Source organism: Streptomyces viridochromogenes (genome assembly GCF_001270495.1).
GTDB classification, from domain to species: domain Bacteria; phylum Actinomycetota; class Actinomycetes; order Streptomycetales; family Streptomycetaceae; genus Streptomyces; species Streptomyces viridochromogenes_A.
On the sequence record NZ_LGUR01000218.1, the window covers coordinates 1 to 13,067 of the forward strand.

At 70.9% G+C, this 13,067-nt stretch carries 16 protein-coding genes and 1 riboswitch; of the genes, 8 read left to right on the forward strand and 8 right to left on the reverse strand.

The features are described 5' to 3' along the window. The 5 genes from ADK36_RS29410 to ADK36_RS29430 form a co-directional block, all read right to left on the reverse strand. Positions 1 to 556, reverse strand: a 556-nt coding sequence (locus ADK36_RS29410) for an urease accessory protein UreF (protein ID WP_053199606.1), incomplete at its 3' end; no start/stop codon positions are given. Between the two features lie 34 nt (positions 557 to 590). Beyond that, a complete protein-coding gene (locus ADK36_RS29415) occupies positions 591 to 2,312 on the reverse strand; it encodes an urease subunit alpha (RefSeq protein ID WP_048584956.1) in 1,722 nt (573 codons plus the stop codon). Continuing rightward, positions 2,305 to 2,616: an urease subunit beta gene (locus tag ADK36_RS29420; protein WP_048584957.1), complete on the reverse strand. Its 312-nt coding sequence runs from the start codon at positions 2,614 to 2,616 to the stop codon at positions 2,305 to 2,307. Before ADK36_RS29420 ends, ADK36_RS29415 begins: the two co-directional genes overlap by 8 nt. Positions 2,617 to 2,627: 11 nt before the next feature. Then, positions 2,628 to 2,930: an urease subunit gamma gene (locus ADK36_RS29425; RefSeq protein ID WP_010988499.1), complete on the reverse strand. Its 303-nt coding sequence runs from the start codon at positions 2,928 to 2,930 to the stop codon at positions 2,628 to 2,630. A 113-nt stretch (positions 2,931 to 3,043) separates the two neighbouring features. Continuing rightward, entirely contained in the window at positions 3,044 to 3,691 is a 648-nt protein-coding gene (locus ADK36_RS29430; RefSeq protein ID WP_048584958.1) for a TetR/AcrR family transcriptional regulator, read from the reverse strand. Between the two features lie 113 nt (positions 3,692 to 3,804). Here ADK36_RS29430 and ADK36_RS29435 point away from each other — a divergent pair, with 113 nt between their 5' ends. Continuing rightward, on the forward strand, positions 3,805 to 4,821 hold the full coding sequence (locus tag ADK36_RS29435; protein WP_048584959.1) for an ABC transporter permease: 1,017 nt from the start codon (positions 3,805 to 3,807) through the stop codon (positions 4,819 to 4,821). Between the two features lie 95 nt (positions 4,822 to 4,916). On the opposite strand, the gene ADK36_RS29440 is transcribed toward ADK36_RS29435, so the two are convergent. Then, positions 4,917 to 5,204: a type II toxin-antitoxin system Phd/YefM family antitoxin gene (locus ADK36_RS29440; protein ID WP_048584960.1), complete on the reverse strand. Its 288-nt coding sequence runs from the start codon at positions 5,202 to 5,204 to the stop codon at positions 4,917 to 4,919. Between the two features lie 68 nt (positions 5,205 to 5,272). On the opposite strand from ADK36_RS29440, the gene ADK36_RS29445 reads away from it, so the two are divergent. From ADK36_RS29445 to ADK36_RS29455, 3 genes are all read left to right on the forward strand, one after another. Then, positions 5,273 to 5,908 carry an ATP-dependent Clp protease proteolytic subunit gene (locus ADK36_RS29445; protein ID WP_053199609.1) on the forward strand — a complete coding sequence of 212 codons (636 nt, stop codon included), beginning with the start codon at positions 5,273 to 5,275 and terminating at the stop codon, positions 5,906 to 5,908. A gap of 7 nt (positions 5,909 to 5,915) precedes the next feature. Then, the gene (locus tag ADK36_RS29450) at positions 5,916 to 6,224 is read left to right on the forward strand and encodes a hypothetical protein (protein WP_048584962.1); all 309 of its coding nucleotides are present in this window, start codon (positions 5,916 to 5,918) and stop codon (positions 6,222 to 6,224) included. A 357-nt stretch (positions 6,225 to 6,581) separates the two neighbouring features. Continuing rightward, positions 6,582 to 6,776: riboswitch (cyclic di-AMP (ydaO/yuaA leader) on the forward strand. 3 nt (positions 6,777 to 6,779) lie between these two features. After that, entirely contained in the window at positions 6,780 to 7,253 is a 474-nt protein-coding gene (locus ADK36_RS29455) for a C40 family peptidase (RefSeq protein ID WP_048584963.1), read from the forward strand. Between the two features lie 114 nt (positions 7,254 to 7,367). Here the strand turns inward: ADK36_RS29455 and ADK36_RS29460 are convergent, their stop codons facing one another. Next, complete coding sequence (locus tag ADK36_RS29460; RefSeq protein ID WP_048584964.1) at positions 7,368 to 7,826, reverse strand: ATP-binding protein; 459 nt, start codon at positions 7,824 to 7,826, stop codon at positions 7,368 to 7,370. A gap of 213 nt (positions 7,827 to 8,039) precedes the next feature. Here ADK36_RS29460 and ADK36_RS29465 point away from each other — a divergent pair, with 213 nt between their 5' ends. Continuing rightward, positions 8,040 to 8,909, forward strand: coding sequence for a helix-turn-helix domain-containing protein (locus tag ADK36_RS29465; RefSeq protein WP_048584965.1), 870 nt, complete (start codon positions 8,040 to 8,042; stop codon positions 8,907 to 8,909). Positions 8,910 to 8,918: 9 nt separating this feature from the next. After that, complete coding sequence (locus ADK36_RS29470; RefSeq protein WP_048584966.1) at positions 8,919 to 9,146, forward strand: DUF397 domain-containing protein; 228 nt, start codon at positions 8,919 to 8,921, stop codon at positions 9,144 to 9,146. 131 nt (positions 9,147 to 9,277) lie between these two features. On the opposite strand, the gene ADK36_RS29475 is transcribed toward ADK36_RS29470, so the two are convergent. Next, positions 9,278 to 10,405 carry an 8-amino-7-oxononanoate synthase gene (locus ADK36_RS29475; RefSeq protein ID WP_053199611.1) on the reverse strand — a complete coding sequence of 376 codons (1,128 nt, stop codon included), beginning with the start codon at positions 10,403 to 10,405 and terminating at the stop codon, positions 9,278 to 9,280. A 146-nt stretch (positions 10,406 to 10,551) separates the two neighbouring features. On the opposite strand from ADK36_RS29475, the gene bioB reads away from it, so the two are divergent. After that, a complete protein-coding gene (gene bioB / locus ADK36_RS29480) occupies positions 10,552 to 11,775 on the forward strand; it encodes a biotin synthase BioB (RefSeq protein WP_048584968.1) in 1,224 nt (407 codons plus the stop codon). A gap of 10 nt (positions 11,776 to 11,785) precedes the next feature. Continuing rightward, positions 11,786 to 13,066, forward strand: coding sequence for an adenosylmethionine--8-amino-7-oxononanoate transaminase (locus ADK36_RS29485; RefSeq protein ID WP_048584969.1), 1,281 nt, complete (start codon positions 11,786 to 11,788; stop codon positions 13,064 to 13,066). Position 13,067: the final 1 nt, after the last annotated feature.

The window sequence follows — 13,067 nt, forward strand, 5'->3', positions numbered from 1 at the left end:
CCACCGCCCGGTCCACCACGAGGTCCACGGCCGGCGCCAACCGAGCCAGCACCGCCGTGGCGTCGAAGGGGTCAAGACTCAGCAACCGCACCGTCGCACTGGCCGGCCCACTCACACTCTCGTATGCCGCGCAGTAGGCCGCCTCGACGACCCCCAGCCCCGCCGCCCGGGCGGAGACCCCCAGCACGACCGGCTGATGGGCTCCTTTGGGAAACCGCCGGGCCAGGTCGTCCAGCTCACCGGACGGCCACGTCGCCCGAGCGGCCCGCATCAGCTGCCGCCCCAGCTTCCGCGCGGCCAGCCGCAGCGCGGGCGACGGCGTACGGGCGTCGGCCGCCGCGTCCAGGGCCACCGCGTCGACCCCGAGCGCGGCCGCCGCGGCGAGCGAGGCCGCGACCAGCCCCGTCGTGTGCAGCCGCCCCCGGCAGAAGTCCTCCAGGCTCGCGGCCCCGGTGATCCGCCCCGCCTTGACGGCCGCCTCCGCCCCGCCGGAGTGCGCGTGCCCTCCGGCGGGAAAGCGGCCGTCGGCAAGGACCAGCAGTGCTGCCCGTGACATCAGAACCCAGCCATCGGAGTCATCTCGACCACCCTCAGAACAGGAAGTACCGCTGGGCCATGGGCAGTTCGGCGGCCGGGACGGCCTCCACCAGCTCCCCGTCGATGTGCACGGCGAAGCTGTCGGGGTCGACCCGCACCTCGGGCCGCGCGTCGTTCTGCCGCATGTCGGCCTTGGTGACCCCACGCGTCGACTCGATGGCCACGAACCGCTTCCCGAGCTGGAGCCGCTCCGGAAGCCCGTCCTCGATGGCGAGCGGCGCCACGAAGTTGAACGAGTTGGCGGCGGGCGCCCGCCCGATCGCCCCGTACATCGGCCTGGGCAGGATCGGCTGCGGCGTCGGGATCGAGGCGTTCGCGTCGCCCATCTGCGCGTACGCGATCTGCCCGCCCTTGATGACGAGGTGGGGCTTGACGCCGAAGAACGCCGGCTCCCACAGCACCAGGTCGGCGAGCTTGCCGGTCTCCACGGAGCCGATCTCGCGGCCGAGGCCCTGCGCGAGCGCGGGGTTGATCGTGTACTTGGCGACGTACCGCCGCACCCGCAGGTTGTCCGCCCGCCCGTCCCCGGGCAGCGCACCCCGCCGCCGCTTCATCACATGGGCCGTCTGCCAGGTCCGCATGACGACCTCGCCCACCCGGCCCATGGCCTGCGCGTCCGACGAGATGATCGAGATCGCGCCCAGGTCGTGCAGGACGTCCTCCGCGCCGATCGTCGACGGCCGGATCCGCGACTCGGCGAAAGCGAGGTCCTCGGGCACCGCCGCGTTGAGGTGGTGGCACACCATCAGCATGTCGAGGTGTTCCTCGGCGGTGTTGACGGTGAACGGCCGCGTCGGGTTCGTCGAGCTGGGGAGCACGTGCGACTCGGAGACGACGGTCATGATGTCCGGCGCGTGTCCGCCGCCCGCACCCTCGGTGTGGTACGCGTGGATGCCGCGGCCGGCGATGGCCGCCAGCGTGTCGCCGACGAAGCCCGCCTCGTTGAGCGTGTCCGTGTGGATCGCGACCTGGATGCCGGTCTGGTCGGCGACGGTCAGCGAAGCGTCGATGACCGCGGGCGTCGAGCCCCAGTCCTCGTGCAGCTTCAACCCCAGCGCGCCCCCTCGGATCTGCGACAGCATCGCCTCGTGGGAGACGGTGTTGCCCTTGCCGAGGAAGCCGATGTTGAGCGGGTACTGCTCCATCGCCTCCAGCATCCGGGCCAGGTGCCACGGGCCGGGCGTGACGGTGGTCGCCTTGGAGCCCTCGGCCGGTCCGGTGCCGCCACCGACGAGTGTGGTGACGCCGGAGGACAGCGCCTCGTCGGCGATCTGCGGGCAGATGAAGTGGACGTGCGCGTCCACGGCACCGGCCGTGAGGATCCGCCCGTTGCCGGCGATGATCTCGGTCTCGGCGCCGATGACGAGGTCCGGGTGCACCCCGTCCATGGTGTCGGGGTTGCCCGCCTTGCCGATGCCGGTGATCCGGCCGTCGCGGATACCGACGTCGGCCTTGACGATGCCCCAGTGGTCGATGATCACGACGCCGGTGATCACCGTGTCCGGGGTGCCCTCCACGCGCGTGGCGCGGGACTGCCCCATGGACTCCCGGATGACCTTGCCGCCACCGAACACGGCCTCGTCACCGGCGAGCCCGGGGCCGCCGGAACGGTCCTCCTCGATCTCGACCAGCAGATCGGTGTCGGCGAGCCGGATTCGGTCACCGGTCGTCGGCCCGAACAGGTCGGCGTACGCGGCGCGGGAGATCTCAGGCATCGAGGGCACCTCCGGTCTCCCCGCGCAGTCCGGGCACCACACGGGCGCCGGTGAGCGGGACGAGTTCGACGTCGACGGGGATCCCGGGCTCGAAGCGCACGGCGGTGCCGGCGGCGACGTTGAGCCGCTTGCCGCGGGCCGCGGCGCGGTCGAAGTCCAGGCCGGGGTTGGCCTCGGCGAAGTGGTAGTGGGAGCCGACCTGGACGGGCCGGTCGGCTGCGTTGAGGACGGTCAGCCGGGTGACGTCACGGCCCTCGTTGTAGGCGATCGGGCCGTCGGCGAAGAGGATCTCTCCGGGAATCATCGAAGCCCCCTTCAGACGATCGGGTCGTGGACTGTGACGAGCTTGGTGCCGTCCGGGAAGGTCGCCTCGACCTGGACGTCGTGGATCATCTCGGGGATGCCCTCCATGACGTCGTCCCTGGTGAGCAGCTTGCGTCCGGAGGACATGAGCTCGGCGACGGTACGGCCGTCCCGTGCGCCCTCGAGGATGTGCGACGTGATGAGGGCGACCGCCTCGGGATGGTTCAGCTTCAGCCCACGGGCGCGGCGCTTCTCGGCCACGTCGGCCGCCACGTGGATGAGCAGCCTCTCTTGCTCGTGCGGGGTCAGTTGCACGTCCCACCTCACAGTCCTCGCTCCGGACCGTGCGGGGCCCGGTTGCCGCAGCCACGGGGCAAACTGCCTGGTGGCGTGGATGGGCAGGCTAGTTGGACCGCATTTCAAGCAAGTTAACCGAGCTGTGATCCATCGGTTGCGGCCTTGTCGTCCCGCATGCTGGTCAGCGCCCGCAGACCGTCCCGGAGGACCTCGACGGGGGCGGGCCCGAAGAGGGACTGCTGGGCGATGAAACCCAGCACGGCGGCGATCATCGTGCGGGCCACATGGTCCGGCGTCACGTCCGCCCGCATCATCCCGGCCTCCTGGTAGCCCTCGACGATGGTCCCCCAGGCCGCGCGCACCGAGCCGTACCCCTCCCGCAGGACGGCCGCCAGCTCCTCGTTGCGCAGTGTCTCCGTCCACACCTGGATGACGAGCCGCGGAAACGCGGGCCGGCCGTCGACGAACAGGGACTCGCGGGCGGCGAGTGTCATGCCGAGGACCGAGGCGACGAGCTCGTCCGGCGGCGGGGGCGGGCTCTGCCGCGCCGCCTCCTCGAAGGCCGCGCGCACCGAGCCGAGCACCTCGCCGACGATCGCGCCGATCAGCGCCTCCTTGCCGCTGAAGTAGCGGTACACCGCCCCCGCCGAGAGGTCGACCTCCTTCAGCACGTCCTGCATGGACGTGGCGTGGAAGCCGTTGCGGGCGAAGCAGATCGCGGCGCCGTCGAGGATCTGCCGGCGGCGGGCGTCGAGGTGTTCCTGGGATACGCGAGCCATGGCCACAAAGTAAAACGAACATTCCTTCTTGACAAGGAACGGCATCCGCAGCACGGTGATGGAACAAGTAAAACGAACGATCCTTCTTTTTACCGCTCGCTCCAGGAGGCGCCATGCCCACCGCGTCCGCCACACCGTCCAGGTCCACCGCACGCCGGCACCTGATCGCGGTCGTTCTCCTCGTTCCCGCCCTGGCGGCGCTCGCCCTGTGGGCCTTCGCCTGGCCGGCCGCCCGCACCGCCCCGCGCGACCTGCCGCTCGGCGTCGCCGGGCCGGCGTCCGCCACGGCCCAGGTGGAACGGCAGCTCGACCGGCACAAGGGCGCGTTCGAGATCCACCGCTACGCCGACGAGGCGGCCGCCCGGGAGGCGGTCGAGGACCGGACCGTATACGGCGCGGTCGTCGTCACCCCTCAGGGCCCCGAACTGCTGACCGCGTCGGCCGCGAGCCCGGCCGTCGCCCAGCTCCTCCAGCAGGCGGTGACCCAGCAGGCCGCCGCCGAGGGCACCCGGGTCAGGACCGTCGACGTCGTACCCGCCCCGCAGAACGACCCGCGCGGCGCGGCCCTGGGCGCGAGCGTCCTGCCGCTCGCCCTGGCCGGCATGGCGGCGGGGGCGGCGGTGACCCTGCTCCGGTTGCGCGGCATCCGCGCCGTGGTCGCCCTGGCCGGCGCCGCCGTCCTGATCGGCGTGGTCGCGGCGGCGCTCGCGCACAGCTGGCTGGGGATCCTCACCGGCGACTGGTGGGCGGAGGCCGGGGTGTTCGCGCTGACGACCCTGGCCGTGAGCGCGGCCGTCGCGGGACTCGCCGCGCTGGTCGGCCCGGCGGGCATCGGCCTCGTGTCGTTCGTGGTGATGTTCCTCGGCAACCCGTTCTCCGGGGCCTCCTCGGCGCCGCAGATGCTGCCCGAGCCGGTCGGCACGATGGGCCAGTGGCTGCCGCCGGGCGCGGGCGCGAGCCTGCTGCGCTCGGTGTCGTACTTCGACGGAGCCGCAGCGGCCGGCCCCGCCCTGACACTGACCTGGTGGGCCGCGCTGGGCCTGGGCGCCGTCCTGCTCGGGAGCGCCCTGAAGTCCCGTACGCCGAGCGCCGAGCCGGCCCCCGAGAGGGAACCGGCCCCCGTCGGCTGACCGGCCGTCCGGGCACACCGAACCGACCGTGCACCCCCGCTGTAGCGGACGGGGGTGCACGGTCCTGTGTTTTCCGGAAACCCGACGGCCGGGCTCTACGCGGGGCTCGACCCCCGGTGCTCGGCGGCGATACCGAAGCGCTGCCGTTCGCGGGGAGCGGACGCGACCTCGCGGACGCTGGAGACCGCGCTGATCACCTGCTCCTCGGCGAGTTCCACCGGCTCCCCGAGCTTCTCCAGTCGCTCCAGGTCAGAGGCGGAGACAAGGGCGACGAGGGGCTTTCCGTGGCGCGTCACGACGACGCGCTCACCGCCGTACACCACGCGATTAATCAGTTCGGCGAGCTCAGCCCTGGCTTGCGTCACCGGAATCTCGTAGGCCATGCTCCCTACATTACGTCATGTACGTCCTGTACATTTTTTACAGGCACCCCGCCAAGGGAGCGTGAGCCATGACCCGACCGACCGCCCGCCATGTGCTGCCCGAGTTCACCGAGCGCACGAGCAGCGGCACCAGGACGCAGGACCCGTACTCGAAACTGCTCGAGGAGCGGATCGTCTTTCTCGGCACACAGATCGACGACATCTCGGCGAACGACGTGATGGCCCAGTTCATGTACCTGGAGCACAAGGACCCCGACCGGGGCATCTCGCTGTACATCAATTCGCCGGGCGGCTCGTTCAGCGCCATGTCGGCGATCTACGACACCATGCAGTACGTCACCTGCGACGTGGAGACGATCTGCCTGGGCCAGGCCGGCGCGTCCGGCGCGGTGCTGCTGGCCGCGGGCACACCGGGCAAGCGGTTCGCCCTGCCGGGAGCCCGGGTGGTGATCCATCAGCCGGGGATGCCCGAGCCGGTCCAGGGCCAGGCCAGCGATCTGGCCATCCAGGCCGACGAACTGACGCGTGTTCGGGTCCGCCTGGAGGAGCTGCTCGCCCGGCACACCGGACGCAGCCGCGAGCAGGTGAGCGAGGACATCGAGCGGGACAAGATCCTGAACGCCCAAGAGGCACTGGAGTACGGACTGGTGGACGCGATCATCCCCAGCCGCAAGGCCACCCTCGCGCCGCCCACGGGGCGGTGACCGGCCGGTGCTGCCACCCGAGCTGCCGCCCCTGCCCGCGCTGACCCGCGCGGAGGGCGAGTTGATCGACCGTTACCTCGACGCGGTGGACCTGCTGGGCCGGATCAACCCGGCCCAGCACGGCGACACCTACCGCGGACTGCGCGCCGCCCAGGCGCTGGTCGGCAAGGCGGCCGAGCTCCGGGACGCGCTGGCGCTGATGCACCAGCGGGGCGAGACCGAGCTGCACGCTCCCACGCTGGCGCGTGCGCTGCGCGTGCTCGACGGGGAACGCCGCACGGCTCGCGTCACGGTGCCGCCGCGCTCCGACAGTTGACGCCCCGTACAGACCGGTTCCGGACGTCTCGACCCACTCCCGAGGCGTCCGGAACGCGGCTGAAACGCACCAAACGACGTACCCCCTTTCGGCGTAGCCGCCTGTCCTTTTGAGCACCCGTCAAAGTTGCGCAACGGGCGTGGCGGCGACACGGAATTAGGCGTTCCGTCCCTGGTCCGGGGCTCGTCGGGCACCTGGACACCTCCTCGAACAAGGGGGTGTCCACCCGAACGGGTGAGTGGTGAGTAACCCCACAAATCCCCGGTTCCGTTGGGATTTTCGTTCAATCGTGCGTCAAGATCCCTGACTGACGACAAGCCCCCGCCACAGCGGCGGGGCGGTCCGGGCGGACGCCGAGTCCTGCCGCCGCCCGGATGACCGGTCGACAGGAGTGGATCGGCAGGAGTGGAGGACCCAAGCAAGACGGGTCGCCGGAGCGGACGTTCGTTCGATCCGAGCAGCCCTTGGGGTGAAGCCGCGGCAACGCGGCCGGGCAACTTCGCCAGCCCGAATCCGACAGGTCATCCTTCACAGGCGGCTGACGAAGGGTTGCGCATGACTGCGCTCAATCGTGTCCCGTCGCTCATGGCCCGGGCCGGTACGGCCTCGGCTCTCACCATCGCCGCAGTGGGCGGCTCGATAGTGGCGCCCGGCTTCGCCTCCGAGGCGGAGGCAGCCACACCGGCGACGAAGGCGCTTCAGGTCGCGGCTTCCAAGAAGGGTTCCCCGTACAAGTGGGGCGCCACGGGCCCGCACCGGTTCGACTGCTCCGGGCTCACGCTGTACTCGTTCAAGAAGGCGGGCAAGAAGCTGCCCCGTACGGCGGCCCAGCAGTACAACAAGACCCGCCACATCTCCGCCGCGAACCGCAAGGCCGGAGACCTGGTGTTCTTCCACTCGGGCTCGAACGTCTACCACGTCGGCATCTACGCCGGGAAGGGAAGGATCTGGCACTCCCCGAAGAGCGGGGACGTCGTGAAGCTGCAGAAGATCTGGACCAGGAGCGTCTGGTACGGCCGGGTCAAGTGACCTTCCCGGGGGCGGTGGCGGCGACCTGACACGCCGTCACCGCCGCCGGGGGCATCAGTGGGCCGTCAGGGGGCACCAGGCAGCGGCAAGCATGACGGCCGCGGGTGTGGGGGGCTACGAGTCCTGCGGTCCGGCCGCCGGGACCGGTGCCGCGGGTACGGTCCAGGGCAGTTCGATGGAGATGGTCTTGCCGCCCTCCCGGGTCGGTCGCACTCTCAGCTTGCCGCCGCACTCCGCGGTCAGCCAGCGGATGATGACCATGCCGCGGCCGTTGTCCTGCTGGACGGCGGCCGGCAGCCGTTTGGGGAAGCGGGGGTGGCTGTCGGTGACACCGATGCGCAGGTGTTCGTCACGGTCGAGGGCGAGGTCCACCGTGAAGGTGGGTGACTGCCCGAGGGTGTGCTGTACGGCGTTGGTGGTGAGTTCGGAGACGATCAGACGGATGGTGTCGGCCACCTCCGTGTCCGGTGGCAGTCCCCACTCGGCGAGAGTGGTGACCACGTAGGCCCGGGCCGCGGAGACCGAGGCGGGATCGCTCGGCAGAGTGACGGATGCTTCCAGATGATCTGCCATGGCGACGTCGTCCCTTTCCCAACGGGACCGCAGTCCGACACGGAGCGGAGGGTTCGAGTACGGTCCCGGACTGGTGCTTCGTCGCCAGACTGCCATTACCAGGGCCGCCAGGGTGCCGATCCACCAAGATATGCATATATCTGTCGCTCGAAGCGGTGAACTCTGCGACGGCAGACCGTATTTGGGCGGCCCGGTTGGAGTAAGGAGTTGCCCATGCAGCACGGTCCCGCGGTGCGCCGCAGAAAACTGGGCGCGGAACTGCGCGCGTTGCGCACCGGAGCGGGACTCACCAGTGGTGAGGCGGCCCGGCTGGTGGGCTGGCACCAGTCCAAGGTGAGCCGGATCGAGACCGGCGCCAGCAGAGTGAAACCGGCCGATGTGCGGTTACTGCTCGACGCGTACGGCGTACAGGACGCCCGGCTACGGGAGTTGCTGCTGGTGTTGGCGGGCTCCGACGAGGGTGGCGGGCGGCATCACTGGTGGCACGCGTACCGCGGAGTGCTGCCGCCGACGTACCGCGACTTCATCAGCCTGGAGTCCCAGGCGAGCGCGATGCGCACCTTGGAGACCTCCGTGGTGCCCGGTCTGTTGCAGACGCCCGAGTACGCGCGGGCGGTGACGCGGGCCGCGGTGGGCGGGCTCGACGACGACGCCGACGAACGCCTGGAGGCGCTGGTCGCGGTCCGTCTGGCCAGGCAGGACGTGCTGCACGCCGATCCGCCGCTGGTGCTGAGCGCGGTGCTCGACGAGGCGGTGCTGCGCCGGGAGATCGGCGGGCCGGAGGTGATGGCGCGGCAGTTGAGGCGGCTGGTGGAGGCGGCGCAACTGCCCCAAGTCCGGTTGCAGGTCCTGCCGTTCGCGGCCGGCGAGCATGTCGGCATCACCGGGCCTTTCGTTATTTTCTCATTTTCGCGCACTTCTGATCTGGATGTGGTTGTTCTCGACCACTTGACGAGTAGCCTCTACCTCGAACGGAAAGAAGACCTCCAGGCCTACACGGAGGCCTTCAACGCCCTTCGGATCCACGCCCTTTCGCCCGAGGAATCGATGGATTACATCGCCGCGTTGGCCGGCGGTGCGTAAGGAGGCACCATGACCGCAATGCCTCGGAACATGACGTCGACTACCGATCTGCGCGGTGCGCGATGGCTGCGCAGCAGCTACAGCACCGGAGCGAACAACTGCGTCGAGACGGCACGTCCGCACTCCGGCCCCTTGGCCGGACTGCTCGCCGTGCGCGACTCCAAGGACCCGGCCGGACCCGCGCTGCTCTTCTCCCCCGAGAGCTGGACGGGCTTCACGACCGCGTTCCAGTCCTGACCATTCCGATCATCCCTGACCGATTCCGATCGGTTCCACTCTGCGCGATTCCACTCTGTCCGTTTCCACACTGCCCGTTCCCACTCTGATCAGGTCCGCCTGATGCGACGGCAGGGCCGTGTCACGCCGACTCATGGTCGTGTCTCGCCGATCACCCGTACAGCGCGTTCGATCTGCCCCTCGGAGAGGTCCGCGCGGGCGGTCAGCCTCAGCCGTGAGATGCCGTCGGGAACGGAGGGAGGACGGAAGCAGCCCACGGCGAGGCCGGCCGAACGGCACTCGGCCGCCCAGAGCACGGCCTCCTCCGGGGACGGCGCGCGTACGGAGACGACCGCGGCGTCCGGACGTACGGCTTCCAGGCCCGCGGCCGTCAGGCGGGTGTGCAGTTCGCTCGCCACCGTGCGGGCCCGCGCCGCGCGCTCCGGCTCGCGGCGCAGCAACCTCAGTGCCGCCAGGGCAGCTCCCGCCGCGGCGGGGGCGAGGCCCGTGTCGAAGATGAACGTCCGGGCCGCGTTGACCAGGTGGTCGATCACCCGGGCGGGGCCCAGCACGGCGCCGCCCTGGCTACCGAACGACTTGGACAGCGTGACCGTGACGACGACGTCGTCGGCGCCCGCGAGTCCCGCGGCGTGCGGGGCTCCGCGGCCGCCGTCGCCCAGCACGCCGAGGCCATGGGCGTCGTCGACGACCAGCCCGGCACCGTGTTCCCGGCATGCCTCGGCGAACCGGGCCAGCGGGGCGGCGTCGCCGTCGACCGAGAAGACGGTGTCGGAGACCACGACGGCCGGCCCGTCGTGCGTCTGGAGCGCCTTGCGCACCGCGTCCGGGTCGGAGTGCGCCACGACCTGCGTCGCGCCCCGGGCCAGCCGGCAGCCGTCGATCAGCGAGGCGTGGTTGCCCGCGTCCGAGACGATCAGCGAGCCGTGCGGCGCCAGCGCGGTGACCGCGGCGAGGTTGGCCGCGTAGCCGGACGAGAAGACCAGGGCCGCCTCGAAGCCGCAGAAGTCGGCCAGCTCGCGCTCCAGCTCGGTGTGCAGCTCCGTGGTGCCCGTGACGAGCCGGGAACCGGTGGCGCCGCCGCCCCACGTCCGCGCCGCCCGCGCCGCGCCCTCGGTCACCTCGGAATGGCGGGCCAGACCCAGGTAGTCGTTGCTCGCGAGATCGAGGAGCGGCGAGTCGGCGGGGCGCGGGCGCAGGGTCCGTACGAGTCCGGCGCGGCGGCGCAGCTCCGCCTGCTCGTCGATCCAGCCGAACGCCATGACTCCTCCGGGCTTTTGTAGGCAGTGCACAGACACTAGTCGCACGACCGACGGCGCACGGTGTGGCAATACCCACACATCGAAGTGACAGGGTTGTCCGAAGTCTCCTTGGCTCGGAGCCCCTCCGTACGTCAGGATCAGCTCCCATGGACCTGCTGAACACGCTGGTGGACAAGGGGCTTCGGCGCGAGCTGCCGACCCGCGAGGAAGCCTTGGCCGTCCTCGCCACTTCCGACGACGACCTGCTCGATGTGGTGGCCGCGGCCGGCAAGGTGCGCCGGCACTGGTTCGGCCGACGGGTGAAACTCAATTATCTCGTCAACCTCAAGTCCGGGCTGTGCCCCGAGGACTGCTCCTACTGCTCCCAGCGCCTCGGCTCCACCACCGGCATCCTGAAATACACCTGGCTCAAGCCCGACGAGGCATCCCAGGCCGCGGCCGCCGGTTTGGCGGGAGGTGCCAAGCGGGTCTGTCTGGTGGCGTCCGGGCGCGGCCCGACCGACCGTGACGTGGACCGCGTCTCGAAGACCATCAAGGCGATCAAGGACCAGAACGAGGGCGTCGAGGTGTGCGCCTGTCTCGGCCTGCTCTCCGACGGCCAGGCGGAGCGGCTGCGCGAGGCCGGCGCCGACGCGTACAACCACAACCTCAACACCTCCGAGGCCACCTACGGCGAGATCACGAGCACGCACACCTACGCCGACCGCGTCGACACCGTGAACAAGGCGCACGCGGCCGGTCTGTCCGCCTGCTCCGGCCTGATCGCGGGCATGGGCGAGACCGACGAGGACCTGGTCGACGTCGTCTACTCGCTGCGCGACCTGGACCCGGACTCGGTACCGGTCAACTTCCTGATCCCGGTCGAGGGCACCCCGCTGGCCAAGGAGTGGAACCTCACCCCGCAGCGCTGTCTGCGGATCCTGGCGATGGTCCGCTTCGTCTGCCCCGACGTCGAGGTCCGCATCGCGGGCGGCCGTGAAGTCCACCTCCGTACGATGCAGCCCCTCGCCCTGCACCTGGCCAACTCGATCTTCCTCGGCGACTACCTGACCACCGAGGGCCAGGCCGGCAAGGCCGACCTGGAGATGATCGCGGACGCCGGGTTCGAGGTGGAGGGCGCCGACCAGGTGACGCTGCCGGAGCACCGGGCGACGGCCGGGGGCGGGTGCGGCTCGCACGAGAGCGCGGGCTGCGGGTCCCAGGAGAGTGCCGGGTGCGGCGGGCAGCACGACGGCGCCGGGTGCGGGTCGCACGAGGGCGGCGGTGTGTGCGGTACGGCCGCCGCCGCGCCGGTCGTCACCGAACCGCGCACCGACCTGGTCGCCGTACGCCGCCGGGGTGCCGGGACGGACCTCGCGCCCAATGCCTGAGCCGCACCCCATGCCCGACCTGTCCGTGCCCGAACTGCTGGAACTCGACCGGCGGCACGTCTGGCATCCGTACGGCCCCATGCCCGGCCGCAGCGAACCACTCGTCGTCGAGTCGGCGAGCGGAGTGCGGCTGACCCTGGCGGACGGCTCGGGTGAGCTGGTCGACGGCATGTCGTCCTGGTGGTCGGCGATCCACGGCTACAACCACCCGGTGCTCAACGAGGCCGCCCGCGAGCAGCTCTCGCGCATGAGCCATGTGATGTTCGGCGGGCTCACGCACGAGCCCGCCGTACGCCTGGCGAAGCTCCTTGTCGACATGTCGCCCGACGGTCTGGAGCATGTCTTCCTCGCGGACTCCGGGTCGGTGTCGGTCGAGGTCGCGGTCAAGATGTGCCTGCAGTACTGGCGTTCGCTGGGCCGCCCCGGCAAGCAGCGGCTGCTGACCTGGCGCGGCGGCTACCACGGCGACACCTGGCAGCCGATGTCGGTGTGCGACCCCGAGGGCGGGATGCACGAGCTGTGGACCGGTGTGCTCCAGCGCCAGGTGTTCGCGGACCCGCCGCCGGTGGAGTACGAGGAGTCGTACGCCGACCGTCTGCGGGCGCTGATCGAGCGGCACGCGCACGAACTGGCGGCGGTGATCGTCGAGCCGGTGGCGCAGGGTGCGGGCGGGATGCGGTTCCACTCCCCCGCGTATCTGCGGGTGCTGCGGGAGGCGTGCGACGCGCACGACGTGCTGCTGGTGTTCGACGAGATCGCGACCGGGTTCGGGCGCACGGGCGCGCTGTTCGCGGCGGACCACGCGGCGGTGACGCCGGATGTGATGTGCGTGGGCAAGGCGCTGACCGGCGGATACATGACGATGGCCGCCACCTTGTGCACCTCGCGGGTGGCCGACGGGATCTCGCGGGGCGAGGTTCCGGTGCTGGCGCACGGCCCGACCTTCATGGGCAATCCGCTGGCGGCCGCGGTCGCCTGCGCCTCGATCGAGTTGCTGCTCGGCCAGGACTGGTCGGCCGAGGTCAAGCGGATCGAGGCGGGGCTGCGGGACGGGCTGGCCCCGGCGGCCGACCTTCCCGGCGTGCGGGACGTACGGGTCCTCGGTGCCATCGGAGTCGTCCAGCTGGACCACGAGGTGGACATGCGGGCGGCGACCGCCGCCGCCGTACGGGAGGGCGTGTGGCTGCGGCCGTTCCGCGACCTCGTCTACACGATGCCGCCGTACGTCACGGGTGACGTGGACGTGGCACGGATCGCCCGCGCGGTGTGCGCGGCCGCGCGGGAGGGCTGAC

Excerpts from the sequence above, each read along its gene's own strand:
- ADK36_RS29485 (WP_048584969.1), top strand. The coding sequence starts at position 11,786 with ATGCCCGACCTGTCCGTGCCCGAACTGCTGGAACTCGACCGGCGGCAC.
- ADK36_RS29440 (WP_048584960.1), bottom strand. The coding sequence starts at position 5,204 with ATGGCCTACGAGATTCCGGTGACGCAAGCCAGGGCTGAGCTCGCCGAA.
- ADK36_RS29430 (WP_048584958.1), bottom strand. The coding sequence starts at position 3,691 with ATGGCTCGCGTATCCCAGGAACACCTCGACGCCCGCCGCCGGCAGATC.
- ADK36_RS29420 (WP_048584957.1), bottom strand. The coding sequence starts at position 2,616 with ATGATTCCCGGAGAGATCCTCTTCGCCGACGGCCCGATCGCCTACAAC.
- ADK36_RS29460 (WP_048584964.1), bottom strand. The coding sequence starts at position 7,826 with ATGGCAGATCATCTGGAAGCATCCGTCACTCTGCCGAGCGATCCCGCC.
- ADK36_RS29475 (WP_053199611.1), bottom strand. The coding sequence starts at position 10,405 with ATGGCGTTCGGCTGGATCGACGAGCAGGCGGAGCTGCGCCGCCGCGCC.
- ADK36_RS29415 (WP_048584956.1), bottom strand. The coding sequence starts at position 2,312 with ATGCCTGAGATCTCCCGCGCCGCGTACGCCGACCTGTTCGGGCCGACG.
- ADK36_RS29470 (WP_048584966.1), top strand. The coding sequence starts at position 8,919 with ATGACCGCAATGCCTCGGAACATGACGTCGACTACCGATCTGCGCGGT.
- ADK36_RS29445 (WP_053199609.1), top strand. The coding sequence starts at position 5,273 with ATGACCCGACCGACCGCCCGCCATGTGCTGCCCGAGTTCACCGAGCGC.
- ADK36_RS29455 (WP_048584963.1), top strand. The coding sequence starts at position 6,780 with ATGACTGCGCTCAATCGTGTCCCGTCGCTCATGGCCCGGGCCGGTACG.
- ADK36_RS29465 (WP_048584965.1), top strand. The coding sequence starts at position 8,040 with ATGCAGCACGGTCCCGCGGTGCGCCGCAGAAAACTGGGCGCGGAACTG.
- bioB (WP_048584968.1), top strand. The coding sequence starts at position 10,552 with ATGGACCTGCTGAACACGCTGGTGGACAAGGGGCTTCGGCGCGAGCTG.
- ADK36_RS29435 (WP_048584959.1), top strand. The coding sequence starts at position 3,805 with ATGCCCACCGCGTCCGCCACACCGTCCAGGTCCACCGCACGCCGGCAC.